Annotated in this window: 10 protein-coding genes; 3 read left to right on the top strand and 7 right to left on the bottom strand. The window is 45.4% G+C overall.

Features of this window, described 5'->3' with window-relative positions; translation table 11 throughout:
• Positions 1–61 precede the first annotated feature (61 nt).
• From ACQY73_RS21710 to ACQY73_RS21700, 3 genes are all read right to left on the bottom strand, one after another.
• Positions 62–1,147, bottom strand: coding sequence for an aminotransferase class V-fold PLP-dependent enzyme (locus tag ACQY73_RS21710; protein WP_428654882.1), 1,086 nt, complete (start codon positions 1,145–1,147; stop codon positions 62–64).
• A gap of 77 nt (positions 1,148–1,224) precedes the next feature.
• Positions 1,225–1,905, bottom strand: coding sequence for an endonuclease III (gene nth, locus ACQY73_RS21705; RefSeq protein ID WP_428654880.1), 681 nt, complete (start codon positions 1,903–1,905; stop codon positions 1,225–1,227).
• A gap of 87 nt (positions 1,906–1,992) precedes the next feature.
• Entirely contained in the window at positions 1,993–2,658 is a 666-nt protein-coding gene (locus tag ACQY73_RS21700) for a hypothetical protein (protein ID WP_428654878.1), read from the bottom strand.
• A gap of 138 nt (positions 2,659–2,796) precedes the next feature.
• Between ACQY73_RS21700 and ACQY73_RS21695 the strand changes: the two genes are divergently transcribed.
• A complete protein-coding gene (locus tag ACQY73_RS21695; RefSeq protein WP_428654877.1) occupies positions 2,797–5,058 on the top strand; it encodes a S9 family peptidase in 2,262 nt (753 codons plus the stop codon).
• A gap of 13 nt (positions 5,059–5,071) precedes the next feature.
• Here ACQY73_RS21695 and ACQY73_RS21690 read toward each other — a convergent pair whose 3' ends face one another.
• On the bottom strand, positions 5,072–5,686 hold the full coding sequence (locus ACQY73_RS21690) for an IMPACT family protein (protein WP_428654875.1): 615 nt from the start codon (positions 5,684–5,686) through the stop codon (positions 5,072–5,074).
• A gap of 167 nt (positions 5,687–5,853) precedes the next feature.
• Here ACQY73_RS21690 and ACQY73_RS21685 point away from each other — a divergent pair, with 167 nt between their 5' ends.
• Complete coding sequence (locus ACQY73_RS21685; protein ID WP_428654872.1) at positions 5,854–8,658, top strand: M16 family metallopeptidase; 2,805 nt, start codon at positions 5,854–5,856, stop codon at positions 8,656–8,658.
• A 55-nt stretch (positions 8,659–8,713) separates the two neighbouring features.
• On the opposite strand, the gene ACQY73_RS21680 is transcribed toward ACQY73_RS21685, so the two are convergent.
• Positions 8,714–12,100, bottom strand: a complete 3,387-nt coding sequence (locus ACQY73_RS21680; RefSeq protein WP_428654870.1) for a glycoside hydrolase family 2 TIM barrel-domain containing protein — start codon at positions 12,098–12,100, stop codon at positions 8,714–8,716.
• Between the two features lie 237 nt (positions 12,101–12,337).
• Between ACQY73_RS21680 and ACQY73_RS21675 the strand changes: the two genes are divergently transcribed.
• On the top strand, positions 12,338–13,114 hold the full coding sequence (locus ACQY73_RS21675) for a type III pantothenate kinase (protein ID WP_428654868.1): 777 nt from the start codon (positions 12,338–12,340) through the stop codon (positions 13,112–13,114).
• A gap of 9 nt (positions 13,115–13,123) precedes the next feature.
• Here the strand turns inward: ACQY73_RS21675 and ACQY73_RS21670 are convergent, their stop codons facing one another.
• Both ACQY73_RS21670 and ACQY73_RS21665 read right to left on the bottom strand, forming a co-directional pair.
• The gene (locus tag ACQY73_RS21670; protein WP_428654866.1) at positions 13,124–14,401 is read right to left on the bottom strand and encodes a DUF1501 domain-containing protein; all 1,278 of its coding nucleotides are present in this window, start codon (positions 14,399–14,401) and stop codon (positions 13,124–13,126) included.
• Between the two features lie 12 nt (positions 14,402–14,413).
• A complete protein-coding gene (locus ACQY73_RS21665) occupies positions 14,414–16,018 on the bottom strand; it encodes a DUF1800 domain-containing protein (protein WP_428654864.1) in 1,605 nt (534 codons plus the stop codon).
• Between the last annotated feature and the right edge of the window lie 14 nt (positions 16,019–16,032).

The raw sequence follows: 16,032 nt of genomic DNA, 5'->3' as shown, positions 1-16,032 counted from the left end.
TTTGTCTGCACAAATAAGAAGTATGTTAAATGAGGCGGGCTTTAACCGCCCGCCTCATTTATTAGTTTTCCAATTTCTTCAATTCTCCAATCAGCGCATCTACTTGTTCAATGGATACCGCAGGAAAATTAGCGATGCGAATTTGGCTGTCCTTAAAAGGTCCGTAACCGCTTCCGATGACCATATTGGATTGTTTTAACTGCGCAATAACTTCTGCCGACGGAACGCGGGTATTGGCTACAATGACCGTACGTGAACGGTGCCGCTCTTCAGCCACCGCCGGGCTAAAGGCTTTGCTTGTTTCAACAAACTTATTGAGCAGTTTATATTTATCTTCGGTTTGTTTGCGAACCGTTTCCGCGCCGATCTTATTCAGGTCTTCCGCTACTTTTCCCAACAGATAAATACTTATTACATTGGGAGTTGCAGGAGTTTCGTAGTTTTTAAAGTTCTTCCAAAGCATGGGCAGGCTGTTGTGCGCGCCGATGGTTACGTCCTCGTATTTCTGTAAACGCTCGGCTTTGGCAAGGCACTTTTCATTGACGATCCATACCCCTAAACCAGCCGGTAACCCAAAGGCTTTTTGCACCGAAAAAAATGCCGTATCGATCACGCTGAAATCCAATTCAGGATACGGAGCCGACGAGACGATATCTACCGCAATGAGTTTTTTGGAATTGCTGCGCTTCAATTTATGAATGTCCGGTTCGCGCATTTGCACGCCTGAACTCGTCTCGTTATGCGTCACACACACCAATTCAGCGTATTCCGGCACTTCCACTTCGGCATAGTCAAACCCTTCCCCAAAAGGCTTTTCCTGCTTATGCGCATACTTCCGGAGGGAAACGCTGTATTCGTAAAATTTCTTGGAAAAAGAGCCATTGACCAAATGGAAACTTTCATGCTCGACGCAATTCATCAACACTCTTTCCCACACTTCAGAAGCGGAACCTGTAAACAGAACAGCATGCGTATCAGGGATATTCATCAACGTACGAAGCTGCTCTACCGTAAACTGATAAATACTCCGAAACTTCTGACTGCGGTGCGAAATCGAGCCAAGTTGTTGCTCTATGGCAGTCCGTAAATGTTGCTCAAACGTAGGATACATCTCAGCCGGCCCGGCTGTAAAATACACTTGTTTCATCTGTTTTGGAGCCCTCCTGTAAAGGGGCTTTGGTTTGAGGGGGCAAAATTAAGCTAAAAACCCACTTTTGAAACTCGCTACGCGAATTCCTGATTCTTTTTAACAGGGTTCAACTTTTTTTGAAGCGTTTCGTAGTATTTACATACGTGCGTTATTTCACACTTGGCGCATTGAGGAGTGCGTGCCAAACACACATATCGGCCGTGCAAGATCAGCCAATGATGGAAGATGGGAATGATGGCATCAGAAACATGTTTAACAACTTCTTTTTCAACCGCAAAAGGCGTAGTGGCCGTTTTTGAAACCAATCCAAGGCGGTGAGAAACCCGAAAAACGTGCGTATCTACCGCCAACGCAGGTTGGTTATAAACGACCGAAACAATCACATTGGCCGTCTTGCGACCTACGCCGGGCAGAAGTTGAAGTTCTTCAATGGTGCTTGGAATTTCGCCGTCAAATTTATCGAGCAGCAACCGAGCCATGCCAACCAAGTGCTTGGCTTTGTTGTTGGGATAGGAAACCGAACGAATGTATTGAAATACTTCATCTACCGTACTGTCGGCCAATGCCTGTGGGTCAGGGTAGCGCTGAAAAAGGGCCGGCGTGATCATATTAATGCGCTTGTCGGTGCATTGTGCCGACAAAATGACCGCTACTAATAATTCAAAAGGATTCGAATAGTTCAGTTCTGTTTCGGCTTCAGGGAATTTTTGCGAAAAATGTTCAATCAGGAGGCGATAGCGTTCTTTCTTTTGCATAGGTTTGGAAGGGCCGTTTTTGAGCTTCCAAAGATACTTGTTTCCTTAAAAAAAGGTTTTTTAAAACGAAAGAGATTTAGAGCCAAGTTAGCCTTTTCCAAAAGCCTGAAACATTTTTGAAACGATGTTGGCATGTTTTGCCGCACGCATCATCGGTGATTTCCGTTCATCGAACATGGTTTTTCCGTCTACTTCCAGGTATTCGTCACCTGTTTCTTCGTCTACGCCTACTTTGATCTTTCGTACAACTATCCCTATGATCGCTCCTGCCAACGCAAAAAATGCCGCTGCTGCGTACAAAACCCATTTTTCGCTGATAAACCGGTTGAGACTTTCGTTCACGTAAACGATTCGCGACTGCGCATCGTATAACACCGGAATTGTTTTCCCTTCTTTAAAACGCTCGTATTCTTCGTTGGAAATATATTCGTGAGTCGATTGTTCGATAGTTTCTCCGCCGGTTGTTTTAAATGACAGTTTGACGGTATTATCGGCAGAAGTTGTGTGTTCTGCTTTGGTCTTTAGCTTTTGTAAAACAAGCGCATCATAATGTTGGCCATTTTTTTGAAGGCTTTTCAGCACTTGTTCATCTTCGTAGATCCAGTAAGATACCGCCAACGCGACGGAGAAAAACAGGACAAAAAGGCGCAGCCCAAGTGAATTGTAGCGGCGTAAAATAAACCAGTAAATGGCGAAGAAAAAGATGCCGATGAGCAGTTTCTCTACCAGCGGATTCATTGAATGGAAAAACATAGTTGTTTATTTTTCCGAAAGCTATCGTTTTGGCGATTTTCACGCAAAATGGGTGATTTAATGGTTGGTCCTGTTTTTCCTATCTTTGTCTCCAATGTGTTTTAGTGCGCAATAGTCATTCACTTATTCATCACTTACATGATAAAAACCTTTCCTTCAACCCATTATCGCTCTGCCATTTCCTTAATAGTCAGCCTGTTATCTTTTGTCTTGTCGCCTCAGGCACAGCAAAAAATCATTACACTCAACGACATTTACGGTGCACAAGGCTCCATATTTACGCCACGCTCTGTGTCGGGGGTAAACTGGATGAAAGCGGGCGGTTTTTACACCACTCAACAAAATGGAAAAGTCATTAAATACAGTATTGCCACGGGCGAAGCCGTCGAAACACTTTTTGATCAGGCAGCCGTTAAAGTAGAAGGCACCAACCAATCCATCCAATTTGACAGCTACGAACTCAGCCCTGACGAGCGTAAGTTGGTGCTTACCACGGGCATTGAGCATATCTATCGCCACTCGTTCAAAGCCGAATTTTACATTTATGACCTGGCAAGCAAAAAGCTCGTTCAGCTTTCCAAAAACGGCAAACAAATGCTCGCCACGCCGTCGCCCGACGGCAGCAAAATAGCCTTTGTCCGCAACAATAACGTGTACCTGACCGATCTTGCCACCATGAATGAACAAGCTGTTACGACCGACGGCAAATGGAACGAGATCATCAACGGCGCCTGCGATTGGGTGTACGAAGAAGAATTCAGCTTTGCAAAAGCGTTTGATTGGTCATCCGATGGAAAGAAAATTGCGTTTTATCGTTTTGATGAAAGACGCGTTCCTGAATACAACCTCCAGATATGGGGGGAATTATATCCAAAAGACTATCGGTATAAATATCCAAAAGCGGGCGAGGCCAATTCTTTGGTGGAGATATGGGTATACGATCTTGTCACAAATCAAAAAAACAAAGTAGATATAGGTTTTGAAACCGATCAGTACATTCCGCGTATCAAATGGACGCAAAATCCTAATCTACTGTCGGTAAAGCGTATGAATCGCCTGCAAAACCGCTTGGACATTCTTCATTGCGACGCTGCCAGCGGCAAATCCCAAACGGTGTGGACCGAAGAAAGCAAAACGTACGTCGATCTGGAATTTACAGATGACCTTACCTACTTGGCCGACGGCAAATCGTTCATTCAATCGTCGGAAAGAAGCGGATATAAGCATTTATACCAATACAATATGAACGGCCAATTGATAAAACCATTGACTTCCGGCGATTGGGAAGTCACGGATATAGTCGGTATTGATGAAAAAGCACAAACGCTGTATTTTACCTCTTCAATGGTTTCACCGATGGAAAGGCATTTGTACAGTTTACGTTTTGCGGCACCGGCGGTTGCCAAAAATTCAAAGAAATCACTTCCCGTTGCTGTACCACAGCCTGTAAAACTGACCGAAAAATCAGGTTCTAATACGGTAAACATGAGTCCGGATTTCAGTTATTATTTGATCTATAATCAATCGGCTCAGGAACCGTTGGTGGTGAGTCTGCATCAGGCACCGGCGGGTAAAGCAGTACGTACATTGGAAGACAATCAAAGGCTACGAACACGCTTGGCCGATTATCGCATCTCCAAACAGGAATTTTTCAAATTTACCACGACCCAAGGCACAAGCCTCAACGGTTGGATGATCAAGCCCCTTGATTTTGATGCCACCAAAAAATACCCCGTTCTGATGTTTGTCTATGGTGGTCCCGGTTCACAAACCGTTCTTGATACATGGGGCGGAGGGGTGTTTTACTGGTTTCAGGTATTGGCGAGCAAAGGCTATATGATCGTATCGGTGGATGGGCGCGGAACGGGCGGTCGCGGAAATGCCTTCCGTACCGCAACTTATCCACAACTCGGAAAATACGAAACCGAAGATCAGATCGAAGGCGCAAAATACCTTGCTACGTTGCCTTACGTTGATGCGTCACGCATTGGTATTCACGGCCACAGTTACGGCGGCTACATGGCGTCTCTCTGCATGACCGTTGGCGCAGATTATTTTAAAGCAGGCATTGCCGCCGCTCCCGTGACTACCTGGCGGTATTATGATACTGTTTATACTGAACGCTATCTCAAACGTCCGCAGGATAATGCCTCAGGTTACGACGACAATTCGCCGATTCAGCACGTTAATAAATTGAAAGGCAAATTCTTTATCATTCACGGAACGGGCGATGATAACGTTCATTTTCAAAACTCGGTTGATTTTGTCAACGCACTTATCAAAGCAGGGAAGCAATTTGACACTTTTTATTACCCCAATCGCACTCACGGCATCAGCGGCGGCAACACGTTGAGTCACCGTTATCAAATGATGACCGATTGGATAGTGAAGAATTTGTAAAACCGTCAGCCAACTAAATCGTTCCCTCAAAATCCAATTGCAATGCCTCGATCTTTTCAAGTTTTCCTAAAACCTGATTGAGCATTGTTTTACGGATTTCGAGTTGGAGGCTGCATTCGTTATCGAACTGTTGTTTTTGAGGCACTAAGTCAAACGTTTTTATGACTTTCATGACCTCGTTCATTTGTTCGTAAGGGTACGTAAGTGTGTAGACATCGCGGACGTATTTTATTACAATTTGGGCCTGCCCAAGAGCTTCCTCCGTCGCCGCCTTATAGGCGTTGATCAAGCCTGGAACGCCCAACAAAGTACCGCCGAAATACCTCACCACCACCACCAAAAGATTGGTAAGGTCGTGGGCATAAAGCGTATTTAAAATAGGTTTACCTGCCGAGCCTGACGGTTCACCGTCGTCGTTGGCGCGAAAATGAGTACGATCCAATCCAAGGCGGAAAGCGTAGCAGTGATGATTGGCTTTGGGGTGAAGTTCACGCAGTGCCAAGAGGCATTGTTTTGCGTCTTCTTCGTTTTGAATGGGATACGCAAAAGCCAGAAATTTACTCCCTCTGTCACGAAAAAGACCTTCAACGGATGTGACTATTGTTCTGTAACTATCGTCAAATAACATTAAATCAATAACTTTGTTCAAAAAACTAATTCTTTCGTTGACTCAAAAACAGGAATTGGTCAGTAAACCTTGATTTCAACCACTTATCCACAATAATTTGGGAACATGTGCGTAAACAACTTGTTTTATCTTCAACTCCTATTTTTCATTTAAACTTTTGTGATTCCATGAAACAAACAAAGTTACTACTATTTATGGTAGTTTTTGGTTGGGCAAATGCAGCCTTCTCCCAAACCGACCTTAAAAAACCCATTCCTTTAGATCCGAAAGTTCGCTATGGCAAACTGCCCAATGGCATGACGTACTACATTCGTAAAAACGAAGAACCGAAAAAAAGAGCCGAATTGTATTTGGTCAATAAAGTAGGTGCCATTCAGGAAGAAGACAAAGAAAATGGGTTGGCTCACTTTACCGAACACATGGCGTTTAACGGTACGAAAAGTTTCCCCAAAAATGAACTCGTTCACTATCTCCAACGCGCCGGTATCAAATTTGGCGACGACCTCAATGCGTTTACCGGACAAGACCAGACGGTTTATCAACTACCCGTACCTACCGACTCAGCCGATATTTTCAACAAAGCATTTGTCGTGTTGGAAGATTGGGCGCACAATATCACTATGGAAGATTCCGAAATCAATAAGGAACGCGGGGTAATCCTGGAAGAATTTCGCGGAGGCAAAGGCGCAGCACAGCGTATGCGCGACAAATGGCTTCCTACCTTAGTTGGTGATTCCAAGTACGGAAAACGCACCGTGATCGGTACGGAAGACATCCTTAAAAACTTTACGCCTGAAACCATCCGTAATTTCTACAAAACATGGTATCGTCCTGACTTGCAGGCCATTTTGGCCGTAGGTGATTTTGACATTGACCAAGTGGAGAAAACCATTAAGGAGCGTTTCGGTGCCATTCCAAAAGCTACCAATGCCAAACCCTTCGGAAAATATCCGATCCCTGACTTCAAAGGCACGCGCGTAGCCATCGTTACCGATCCTGAGCAGCCTTATATGATCGCCCAAATGGTGACGAAATTGCCGAAAGCGGAAGAAAAAACGCTGAATGATTCACGCGAAACGCTCAAACGTAACTTATTCAACCAAATGTTGCAGGCGCGTTTGCAGGAATTGCAACAACAGGCCAATCCTCCTTTCCTGTTTGGAGGTGCAAGTTATGGCGGTTTTATCGGTGATTATGACTCATTCGCCAATATTGCAGTTGCCAAAGACGGTAATCTGGAAGCAGCCGTCAAAGCGGTATTGGACGAAGGTGTTCGTGTCAAAAACTTCGGCTTCACCGCCACTGAATTGGAACGTACCAAAAAACAATTGCTGACTGCTGTTGAAAAGCGTTTCAAAGAGAAAGACAAAACCAAGTCGGCGAGTTATGTGAACGAATACATGAATAACTTTTTGGAAGAAACTCCGGTCCCGGGCATTGAATTTTCTTACGAGTTTGTGAAAGAACAATTGGACGGCATCAAAATCGAAGAAGTCAATGCATTGGTCAGCAAATACTTAACGCCCGACAACCGTACGGTGATCATTATGGCGTCGGAAAAAGACAAAGCCAAACTTCCTACCGAAGCTCAGGTATTGGAGTGGATCAACGGAGCAGGAAAAGGCGTAACAGCATACGTAGACAAAGTAGTAGACAAACCCCTGGTCGAAAATTTACCTGCTGCCGGCCGTACGACTTCTACCAAGCAAATAGCCGAATTGGGTGTGACTGAACTTACATTGAGCAACGGGGTAAAAGTGATCTTAAAACCTACCGAATTCAAAAACGATGAGATCCTTATCGGAGCGCGCAGCCAAGGCGGTACTTCTCTTTATTCTGACAAAGATTTCATGAGCGCCGGTCTTTCGGATGCCGTAGTGGAAGAAAGCGGCGTAGGTGAATTTAACCAAAACGCTCTGAAAAAATACCTTACAGGCAAAGTGGTGAATATCAGTCCTTTTGTGAGTGAAAACGAAGAAGGGTTTACAGGAAGCAGCAGTCCTAAAGATCTGGAAACCGCTTTGCAATTGATCTATGCGTACTTTACTAAACCGCGCAAAGACAGCGAAGTGATCAAAGGATTTATGGCTACGCAACGTTCGGCCATCCAAAACATGAAAGCGTCGCCGTCACCTGAGGCGGTATTTCAGGATACATTGAGTACGCTTTTAGGGAATTACAATTTCCGTCGTTTACCGATCAGTGTGGAGCGTTGGGACATGGCAAACCCTGATCGCGCTTTCGAGATCTACAAAGAGCGTTTTGCCGATGCGTCTGATTTTACGTTCTTCTTTACGGGTTCGTTCAAAGTGGAGCAGATCAAACCTTTGCTCGAAAAATACTTAGCTGCGTTGCCTTCGCAAAACAAAAAAGAGTCGTTCCGCGACTTGGGTATTCGTGCGCCTAAAGGAAAAATTGACAAAAAAGTATACAAAGGGATTGAGCAAAAAAGCCAGGCTTCGCTTGTGTATACCGGTGACTATGAGTACAATGATGATAACAACTGGCAATTGGATGCTTTGGAAGAGATTCTGAATATCAAGTTGATCGAAGTGATCCGGGAAAAAGAAAGCGGTGTATATGGTATTGGTGCCCGTGCAACCTATGGCAAAGTTCCCGCGCCGCGTTACAACTTCCGTATCGGTTATGGTACCGGTCCTGAGCGCGTGGACGAATTGGCAACCAAAACCTTAGCGGTCATTGACGATATTAAGAAAAACGGAGCTACTCAAACCGACATCGACAAGTTTAAAGCCGAAACTCGCCGTGCAATGGAAGTACAAGTCAAAGAAAACGGTTTCTGGCAAAACCAGTTGATCGACGCCTATTCTAAGAACGAAGATCCTAAAACGGTGTTGGATTGGGAAAAACAGTTGAATAAAATTACCGTGGCAAGTACCAAAGCAACGGCCAACAAATACCTCAATGATACGAATTTTATCAAAGTCGTATTGTTGCCGGAGAAGAAGTAACCACTTCAAAAAACAGTTAAACAAAAAAGTCGGGCAAGCCCGACTTTTTTGTTTTCTAGCGACGTTTCTTCCGTTTTTTTGAAGAAGATTTTCTTCGTGTCGGCTTCTTTTTAAGGCGTTTTGTTGCTTCGGCTTTTCTGATGGCAGCCTCCTGATCTTCATTGGAAACCTCGCCCGTAGGTGCTTCTTTCACAATCGCCGCAGGTGCGCCCAATTCAGACGCTGCCTGTGATTGCGCCGTTATTTCGGGCAATGCCGTTTGTACAACAGTCCCGATTTGTACCGTAGCATCCAACGGCCGCAAACGAAACGAATAATTATATTCTTTTTCGTCTAAAAGATATTCAGGGTGCGTGCGCGGTGTCCAACTGTCATCGCCTCCGAGGCCCATCATTTGGTGGTCAAAATGAAGCACAGTTACTAACCCGCGCGGCAGATTTTGAGTTTTTTTAGATTCCATCAAATTGGCATCGGTGTAATCTTTGGCGCTGAAATTCAGCGTAGGTTCTCCAATCACCAACCATCCAAAGCCGAGAGAGTCCGTAACGCTGGCCCAACGTACGTCTGTTTTATTGCCGTTTTCCTGAGGCATTGTATACGCAAAATGTTGATCTATGGTTTTGCCGCTATACTCTCCCAGCCGTGCCGCTGATTTTCGGTCGCTATAGCTCTCAAAAGGCCCGCGACCATACCAACTCACGTTCCGAAAAGAGGCCGGAATCTGCATTTGCATTCCAACTTTCGGTAAAGGCGGTACGTTGCTTCCATTTACAACAATGTTGTTCTTAACCTGCATGTCACCGGAACCGTATACTGTATAAGTGGTTTTATACACAATAGAAGTACCTCCTTTGCCAACCCAAGTTGTTTGGGTATGTACGCGGGCAACGGATGGACTGACCTGCTCTACCCGAATATCGCCACCCATCCGCCGAAGGCTATCCAAACCGGCCATGCGCCAACGCTCGGCAAAGCTTGCTTTTCCACCTCCTTCGTCGTTATCGGTCGGCACTCGCCAAAAATCAGGTTGGAGCGGCTGGCCGATCAATTCATGGTTTTTATAAATAAAGGAACTGATACCAACTGATTTACGGTCGAATGCAATTTTAAACTGCGGATTAGTAAGTTGAATGCCTCCGCCACGAATCAAGCCTACTTTTACCGTGGCATTGGTCGGCCAAGTAAGCAGCGGCTTAGTGGTTGGCGGCGTTTTTATGTACAATTGTTGATATGCCACTTCATGCCCGGCAGAAGCCCAAGGCATATTTTCTTTCAGTTTTAAACTTAGGTTCAGTAAATACTCAGCCCCACTGCTACCGGGTATAGTGAACGGGATCGTCACGTTTTGCTTTGCTCCGGCGGCGGCTGTCAAAGCTGAAATTTCACCCTGTTGGATCGATCTTCCGTTTTCAAGCAATTGCCACACTAGTTTAAAAGGGCTGAGACTCAAAAAATCGTAGTTGTTTACCAACGTAATCGACTGATTTTGGGGCGAGATCGTATCCTTCGGCGTAAATTTGACGTATTGATAAACGTGCTTTACTTCGTTGATCTCAGGCTGCGGTGTGCGATCCGGATTCACCAAACCATCTCCGGCATTGGCTCCGTCGATATAATTGATGTGATTGACATACGTGCGCCCCTCTTTATCTTTGACAAACAACCCCTGATCTACCCAATCCCACAAAAATCCTCCCTGCATGCGCGGATGTTTTTCAATGGCGTCCCAGTATTCCTGTAAATTACCCACGCTGTTTCCCATCGAATGGGCATATTCACAAACAATATATGGGCGATTAGGGTCTTTCTCTACCATTGCTTCCATCACTTTTACCGATGGATACATCGTGCCGTTGATGTCAAAATTGGTACTTGGTTGATTTACATCTTCAAATGTTTTGGGATAATTGGAACGCCCTTCGTAGTGAATGGGGCGAGTAGGATCGATCAACTTAATGATCTGAGCCATGTCCTGAAAATTACTTCCCATGCCGGACTCATTTCCCAATGACCAGATGATGATGGAAGGGTGGTTTTTGTCCCGTTCCACCATTGCCTTGCCTCGCGCAATGAACGCATCTTTCCAATCGGGATTATTGGCCAATACAATTCCTTTTTGTTGCCACAATTCGTGGCTTTCGATATTGGCTTCGTCGATGAGATACAGGCCGTATTCGTCGCAAAGGTCATACCAAAGGGGGTCGTTGGGGTAGTGAGAAGTACGAACGGCGTTGATATTGTGCTGTTTCATCAACAAAATATCTTTTATCATGGATTCACGACTGATCACGCGTCCGGTATTGGGGTCAAATTCGTGTCGATTTACTCCTTTGAACTTAACGGCTTTTCCATTGACCAACAATTGCCCATTGCTGAGTGCGATCTCCCGAAAACCTACCCGAGTACTTAACACCTCGGCCGTTCTTCCTTCGCCGTCTACCACCTGAATGATCAGTTTGTAAAGATTGGGCGTTTCGGCTGTCCAACGGGCAGGCGTTGTGATGGGAACATTAAGCGTTAAATACGATTCATCTTTGGGGTCCATCATGGGAACATTCTTCACAAATTCTCCCTGAAAGATCTTCCCGTCGGGGTCGTACAATTTGAACTTAACTTGGTATTTATCCTGAACCTGCGAAGAAAAATTCTTCACAAAAGCCGATACTTTCAGCGTAGCGTTTTGGTAATTGTCGTCCAGATCAGTGACTACATAATAATCCCTGACGTGAATGGTTGGAGCGGCGTACAGATAAACATCCCTGAAAATACCCGAGATACGCCAAAAATCCTGATCTTCCAGATAGCTTCCATCCGACCAGTTGATAACCTGCACCGCCACTTGGTTTTCGCCCGCACGCAGGTATTTTGTTACGTTAAACTCCGCAGGGGTCATTCCATCTTCGTGGTATCCGACCTGCAATCCATTCACCCACACATAGCAGGCAGACTGTACACCCGCAAAATGCAAGAATACATCGCGGTTTTGCCAATCAGGAGATAGTGCAAACGACGTACGGTATAGCCCAACTGCGTTAGTATCGCTCGTAATACGCGGTGGATTCGCAGGAAATGGGTGTTTTATGTTTGTAAAAATAGGTCGATCATACGAACGGCCTTCGCGCGCGCCCACTACCTGCCAATTGGATGGGACGGGTAAATTATCCCAATTGGACACATTAGTATTGACCTGAAAAAAATCACCGGGCACTTTGGAAGGGTGTGAAACCCACTTGAATTTCCACGTTCCATTCAATGATTTGAAATAGGGCGAAGCCGCGCGGTCAAATTTAAAGGCCGATGTTTCGTCAGCATAAGGGATGATTGTGGTATGGGGCCGTTCGGTATTTCGGCTTATAACCGATGGGTTTTCCCAATCGGGCAAATCTTGAGCAAATCCAACACAGGGTAGTAAGAGGGATAAAAAAACGCTTAACTTGCGCATAAATCATTAGCGGGTTAAATTTTTCACGAACGCAACACGATTTCACAAAATAAAGGACTTTTGGCCGAACCAATAGAAAGTCAACGAAAAAAGACGAATGAATATTGGATAGAGAATGCCGCCATACGCGAATCTCTCTAACGGTGTTTGCAAATTCCGGAGTTGTACCAAACGAATCCATTGACCTGAAATTTTTTATACCAATAAAAATCACACCACTACAAACCTCAGTCTATCATGCTCTTAGCTGTCGATGCAGGCAATACTGACACTGTTTTTGGAATTTGGCAAAACGAAGAATGGACGCATGTCTTCCGGATACGCTCACTGTCGGATGAATCGCCTAATTATTTTGAAAGTAAGTTACGGCTTCATTTTTTAGAGGCCAATCTGGCCTTAGACAAAGTGACCGTTACGGTATTGAGCAGTGTAGTTCCTCCCCTTACGCCTACCTTGAAGGCTATGCTCTCTACGCTCTTCGGCGAATCGCCGATCGTGGTAGGTCCTGATGTTTATCCTGCTTTGAAGGTCGAAATAGACCATCCGCACGAAATCGGCAGCGATTTGGTAGCCAACGCTGTCGCAGCTTTTACCAAATACAATCGCAATGCCGTCGTGGTTGATTTCGGCACGGCACTCACCTTTACCACTGTTTCGGCAGACGGTAGAATTTTAGGCGTAGCCATCGCGCCCGGACTCAAAACCGCCGTGAAAGCATTATTCTCCAACACGGCTCAGTTGCCCGAAGTACCTTTGCAATTGCCCGAATCGGCCATTGGCAAAAACACAACACACGCCATTCAGGCAGGGATTTTGCTGGGCTATGAGAGCTTGGTACGCGGCATGATCACGCGTATCCGCCGCGAACTTGACGGCGACTGCATTGCCTTGGCTACGGGCGGCCTTTCTTCCATCATTGATACGCTGCATGGCGAATTTGTGGAAGTAAACCGTAGCCTGACACTCGACGGTCTGCGAATCATCGGTGAAAAAGTGAAACAAAAGAGTGCCTGACAAGTGGTTTTAAACCATTGGCAACACCGGAAATTGTCCCATCAAAACTTTTTGAATTTCATCGGACGGTAAATTTAGCCACTGCTGCAAAAGCGTCGCATAGACCGACCGAAAATCGTGCTGCATCGGTATATTATCATTGACATTAACGGCAGTTGGCAATTGCGGATTTGTCCCAATAATCCCTGCCTTCACTTTAGCCCCAAAATAAAACAACGGTGCGGCAACTCCATGATCGGTACCACCGCTGGCGTTTGATTTGATCCGTCGTCCAAATTCCGAAAAGGTCATTCCTGCCACTCGATCAGCTACGTTTAGTGCGGTCAGATCTTCCATAAATATACCGATTGCTTCCGATACTTTTCTTAGCAACTGTGCGTGCACTCCGGTAGTGGTATCTTCATTCTCCGTCTGCTTGGAATGTGTATCAAAACCACTCATATTGACCAAATACACTTTGGTACGAAGCCCTCCGGCCACTAATCTGGCCACAATCTTCAATTGATCGGCGAGCGTATTTTTGCCCGGTGCAGGGTATTTGTCCGATTGCTTCATTATGCGCAATGCCGCTTTTTTGATCACATCTGCGTACTGGTCAGTTTTCTGCGATACTTTTTCGAGGTATTCCAATTGCTGTCCCCAACGGGTTGTTGTAGGCGCATCGGTTTTATCTTCGATCAAATTATAAAAATTGGCAGGATTACTGATGGCCAAACCCATCGTAAAAGAAGGCCCTTGAAAGGCCGAAGCTACCACCGATCCTACCTGAATCGCCAACGGATCAGGCATTATCTCGTTGGGATATTTGTCGGGAAAACCGGGAAACGTATCGTTTAGATAGCGTCCTGCCCAACCCGTCGTTACCACTTTATCAGCATCCGAGGCGGTCATCCAAATGTCCGTTGCCCTGAAATGTGAAAAATTGGGTTTGGGATAACTCACCGCTTGCACAATTCCCGCTTTGCCGTCATTCATCAATTGCTGAATTTCGGTAAGGGAAGGATGCAATGCCGTAGCATCAAAGCCGTTTATTTTCAGCAGTTTATCTTGAGGAAGTGCAATGTTTGAACGCGCAGATTGGTAGGCACCGTATTGATCTACGGGTAGTATGGTATTGAGGCCATCATTTCCGCCATTGAGTTGAATTAACACCAACACGCGGTCATTGGACACATCTTGAGCCAACAAAGGCGTATGTCCCATTGCTTTGAGGGAAATACCATTGAGCAATTGCGGAATCACCACTCCGTTGATTGCCATATTTCTTAAAAAATCTCTGCGTTTCATACCGTTGTTGGGTTAGCACAGTTGGTACTGCGGTAAGTTCATGAGATATTTATACAAACTCTTCAGCTTTTTAAGCACGCTGTTTTTATTCGCGGTATCGTTGGGATCATTGGTTAGGTTTTCCCATGCCTGCGTCCAATAATGATCCGACATGGTATCCTGCATTCCCGACAACAAAATGCTTCCTTTGATGTATTGTTTGTCTTTATCGGGCAATTCCATCATGTATAAATGCCGAACGGCGTCTTCAATGAGTGCCATCGGTTGGGAAGGATTGGGCAGTGATTTTGTAAAACCGATCAGATCAATGCTCAATTTGATGTTATTACGACCAAGCGATCCATTGACAATTCCATCCGAAAACACGTTTCGTTTGGGCAAAGTATCTGAATTGACCCAAATCTTATCAAACAACGGCTCCTGATAATATGCCGGCCAACCGGCCACATCGGGCGGATCGCCGATGTTTTGCTGCATGGCCGAAGCTTGGTTTTGAATCAATAGCCAAAGGCCGTATACATCGGCATAATTAGACGATTCAGGAAAAACCACGCCAAATTCCCGACACAGACCGACGGTATAATCAATGGGGCTTTTGATAATGGCGCCGTGATTATTTCCATCGAAAAAATGACGGCTGCTGAGCAATTCACGTAATACCGGCTTTATTTCGTAATTATTCTTTCGAAATGTTTCCGCTAACGGTGCGATAATGGTTTGCTCGGTTTCGGCGTCGATTTGGTGATAAACAAAGAAACGATAGAGTCTGCGGCAGATAAAACGCGCCACTTCCTGCTGCGCAAAGAGCATATTCAGCAGTTCGTCCAACTCCTGTTCGCCTTCCGGTCCGCGGCGGCCTTTGATGGTGGTATTTTGGTAAAATTCCGAAAACGTTTTATCACTATAATCATGTCGGCCCGGATCAAAAATACTCGTGTAGGTGACTGTATCAATTCGAAAACCCGTCAGTATCTTGGCGGCGGCTTTGACGTCTGATTCGGTATAATGTGAGTCGGGACCTTTGCCCATTGTAAACAATTCCTGAAGTTCGCGGCCGTAATTTTCGTCAGGCGCTTTTTTATTATTGGCCGTACCGTTAAGGTATTTCAACATGGCCGGATCTTTGGTCACGGCTTTGACCATTTCCCTGAAATTTCCTAATGCGTGTTTCCGCAACAGCGCATTATGTCGGTAACACATCAGGGCATTGTCGACCATGTTGGTTTCGGTGGCAAAATGATTGTGCCAAAAAACAACCATTTTCTCGCGCAAAGTGCGTGATTGATTCAACATCAACCCCAACCACCAAGCCTTAAATGAATTTTTGCGTCGAAAATTATTCATTCCATCGTAGTTGATGGAATTTACCCACGTTTCGCCGGGCAGAATCTCGTCGTCCGTAAATTTGGGTTCATTGTAATTATTTACCGGCGGGGCAGGTGCCGGCTCATCCGCCAGCAATTCGTTGAGCACTTTACGAATAGAGCGCTTTTGAAAATACGCTACGTCGTCGGGTTTCGCCCCAAACATTGTACGTTTGAGCAGGTGCTTTGTCTCTTCGTAGCTTACTTTAGTACGTAATGACTCCAAGGGAGCCTTGGTTTCTGTCGGTTTCATAGCGTGGAGTATCT

The organism is Runella sp. (genome assembly GCF_965279615.1).
GTDB lineage: Bacteria > Bacteroidota > Bacteroidia > Cytophagales > Spirosomataceae > Runella.
This window is presented reverse-complemented; position numbering and strand designations above follow the sequence as displayed.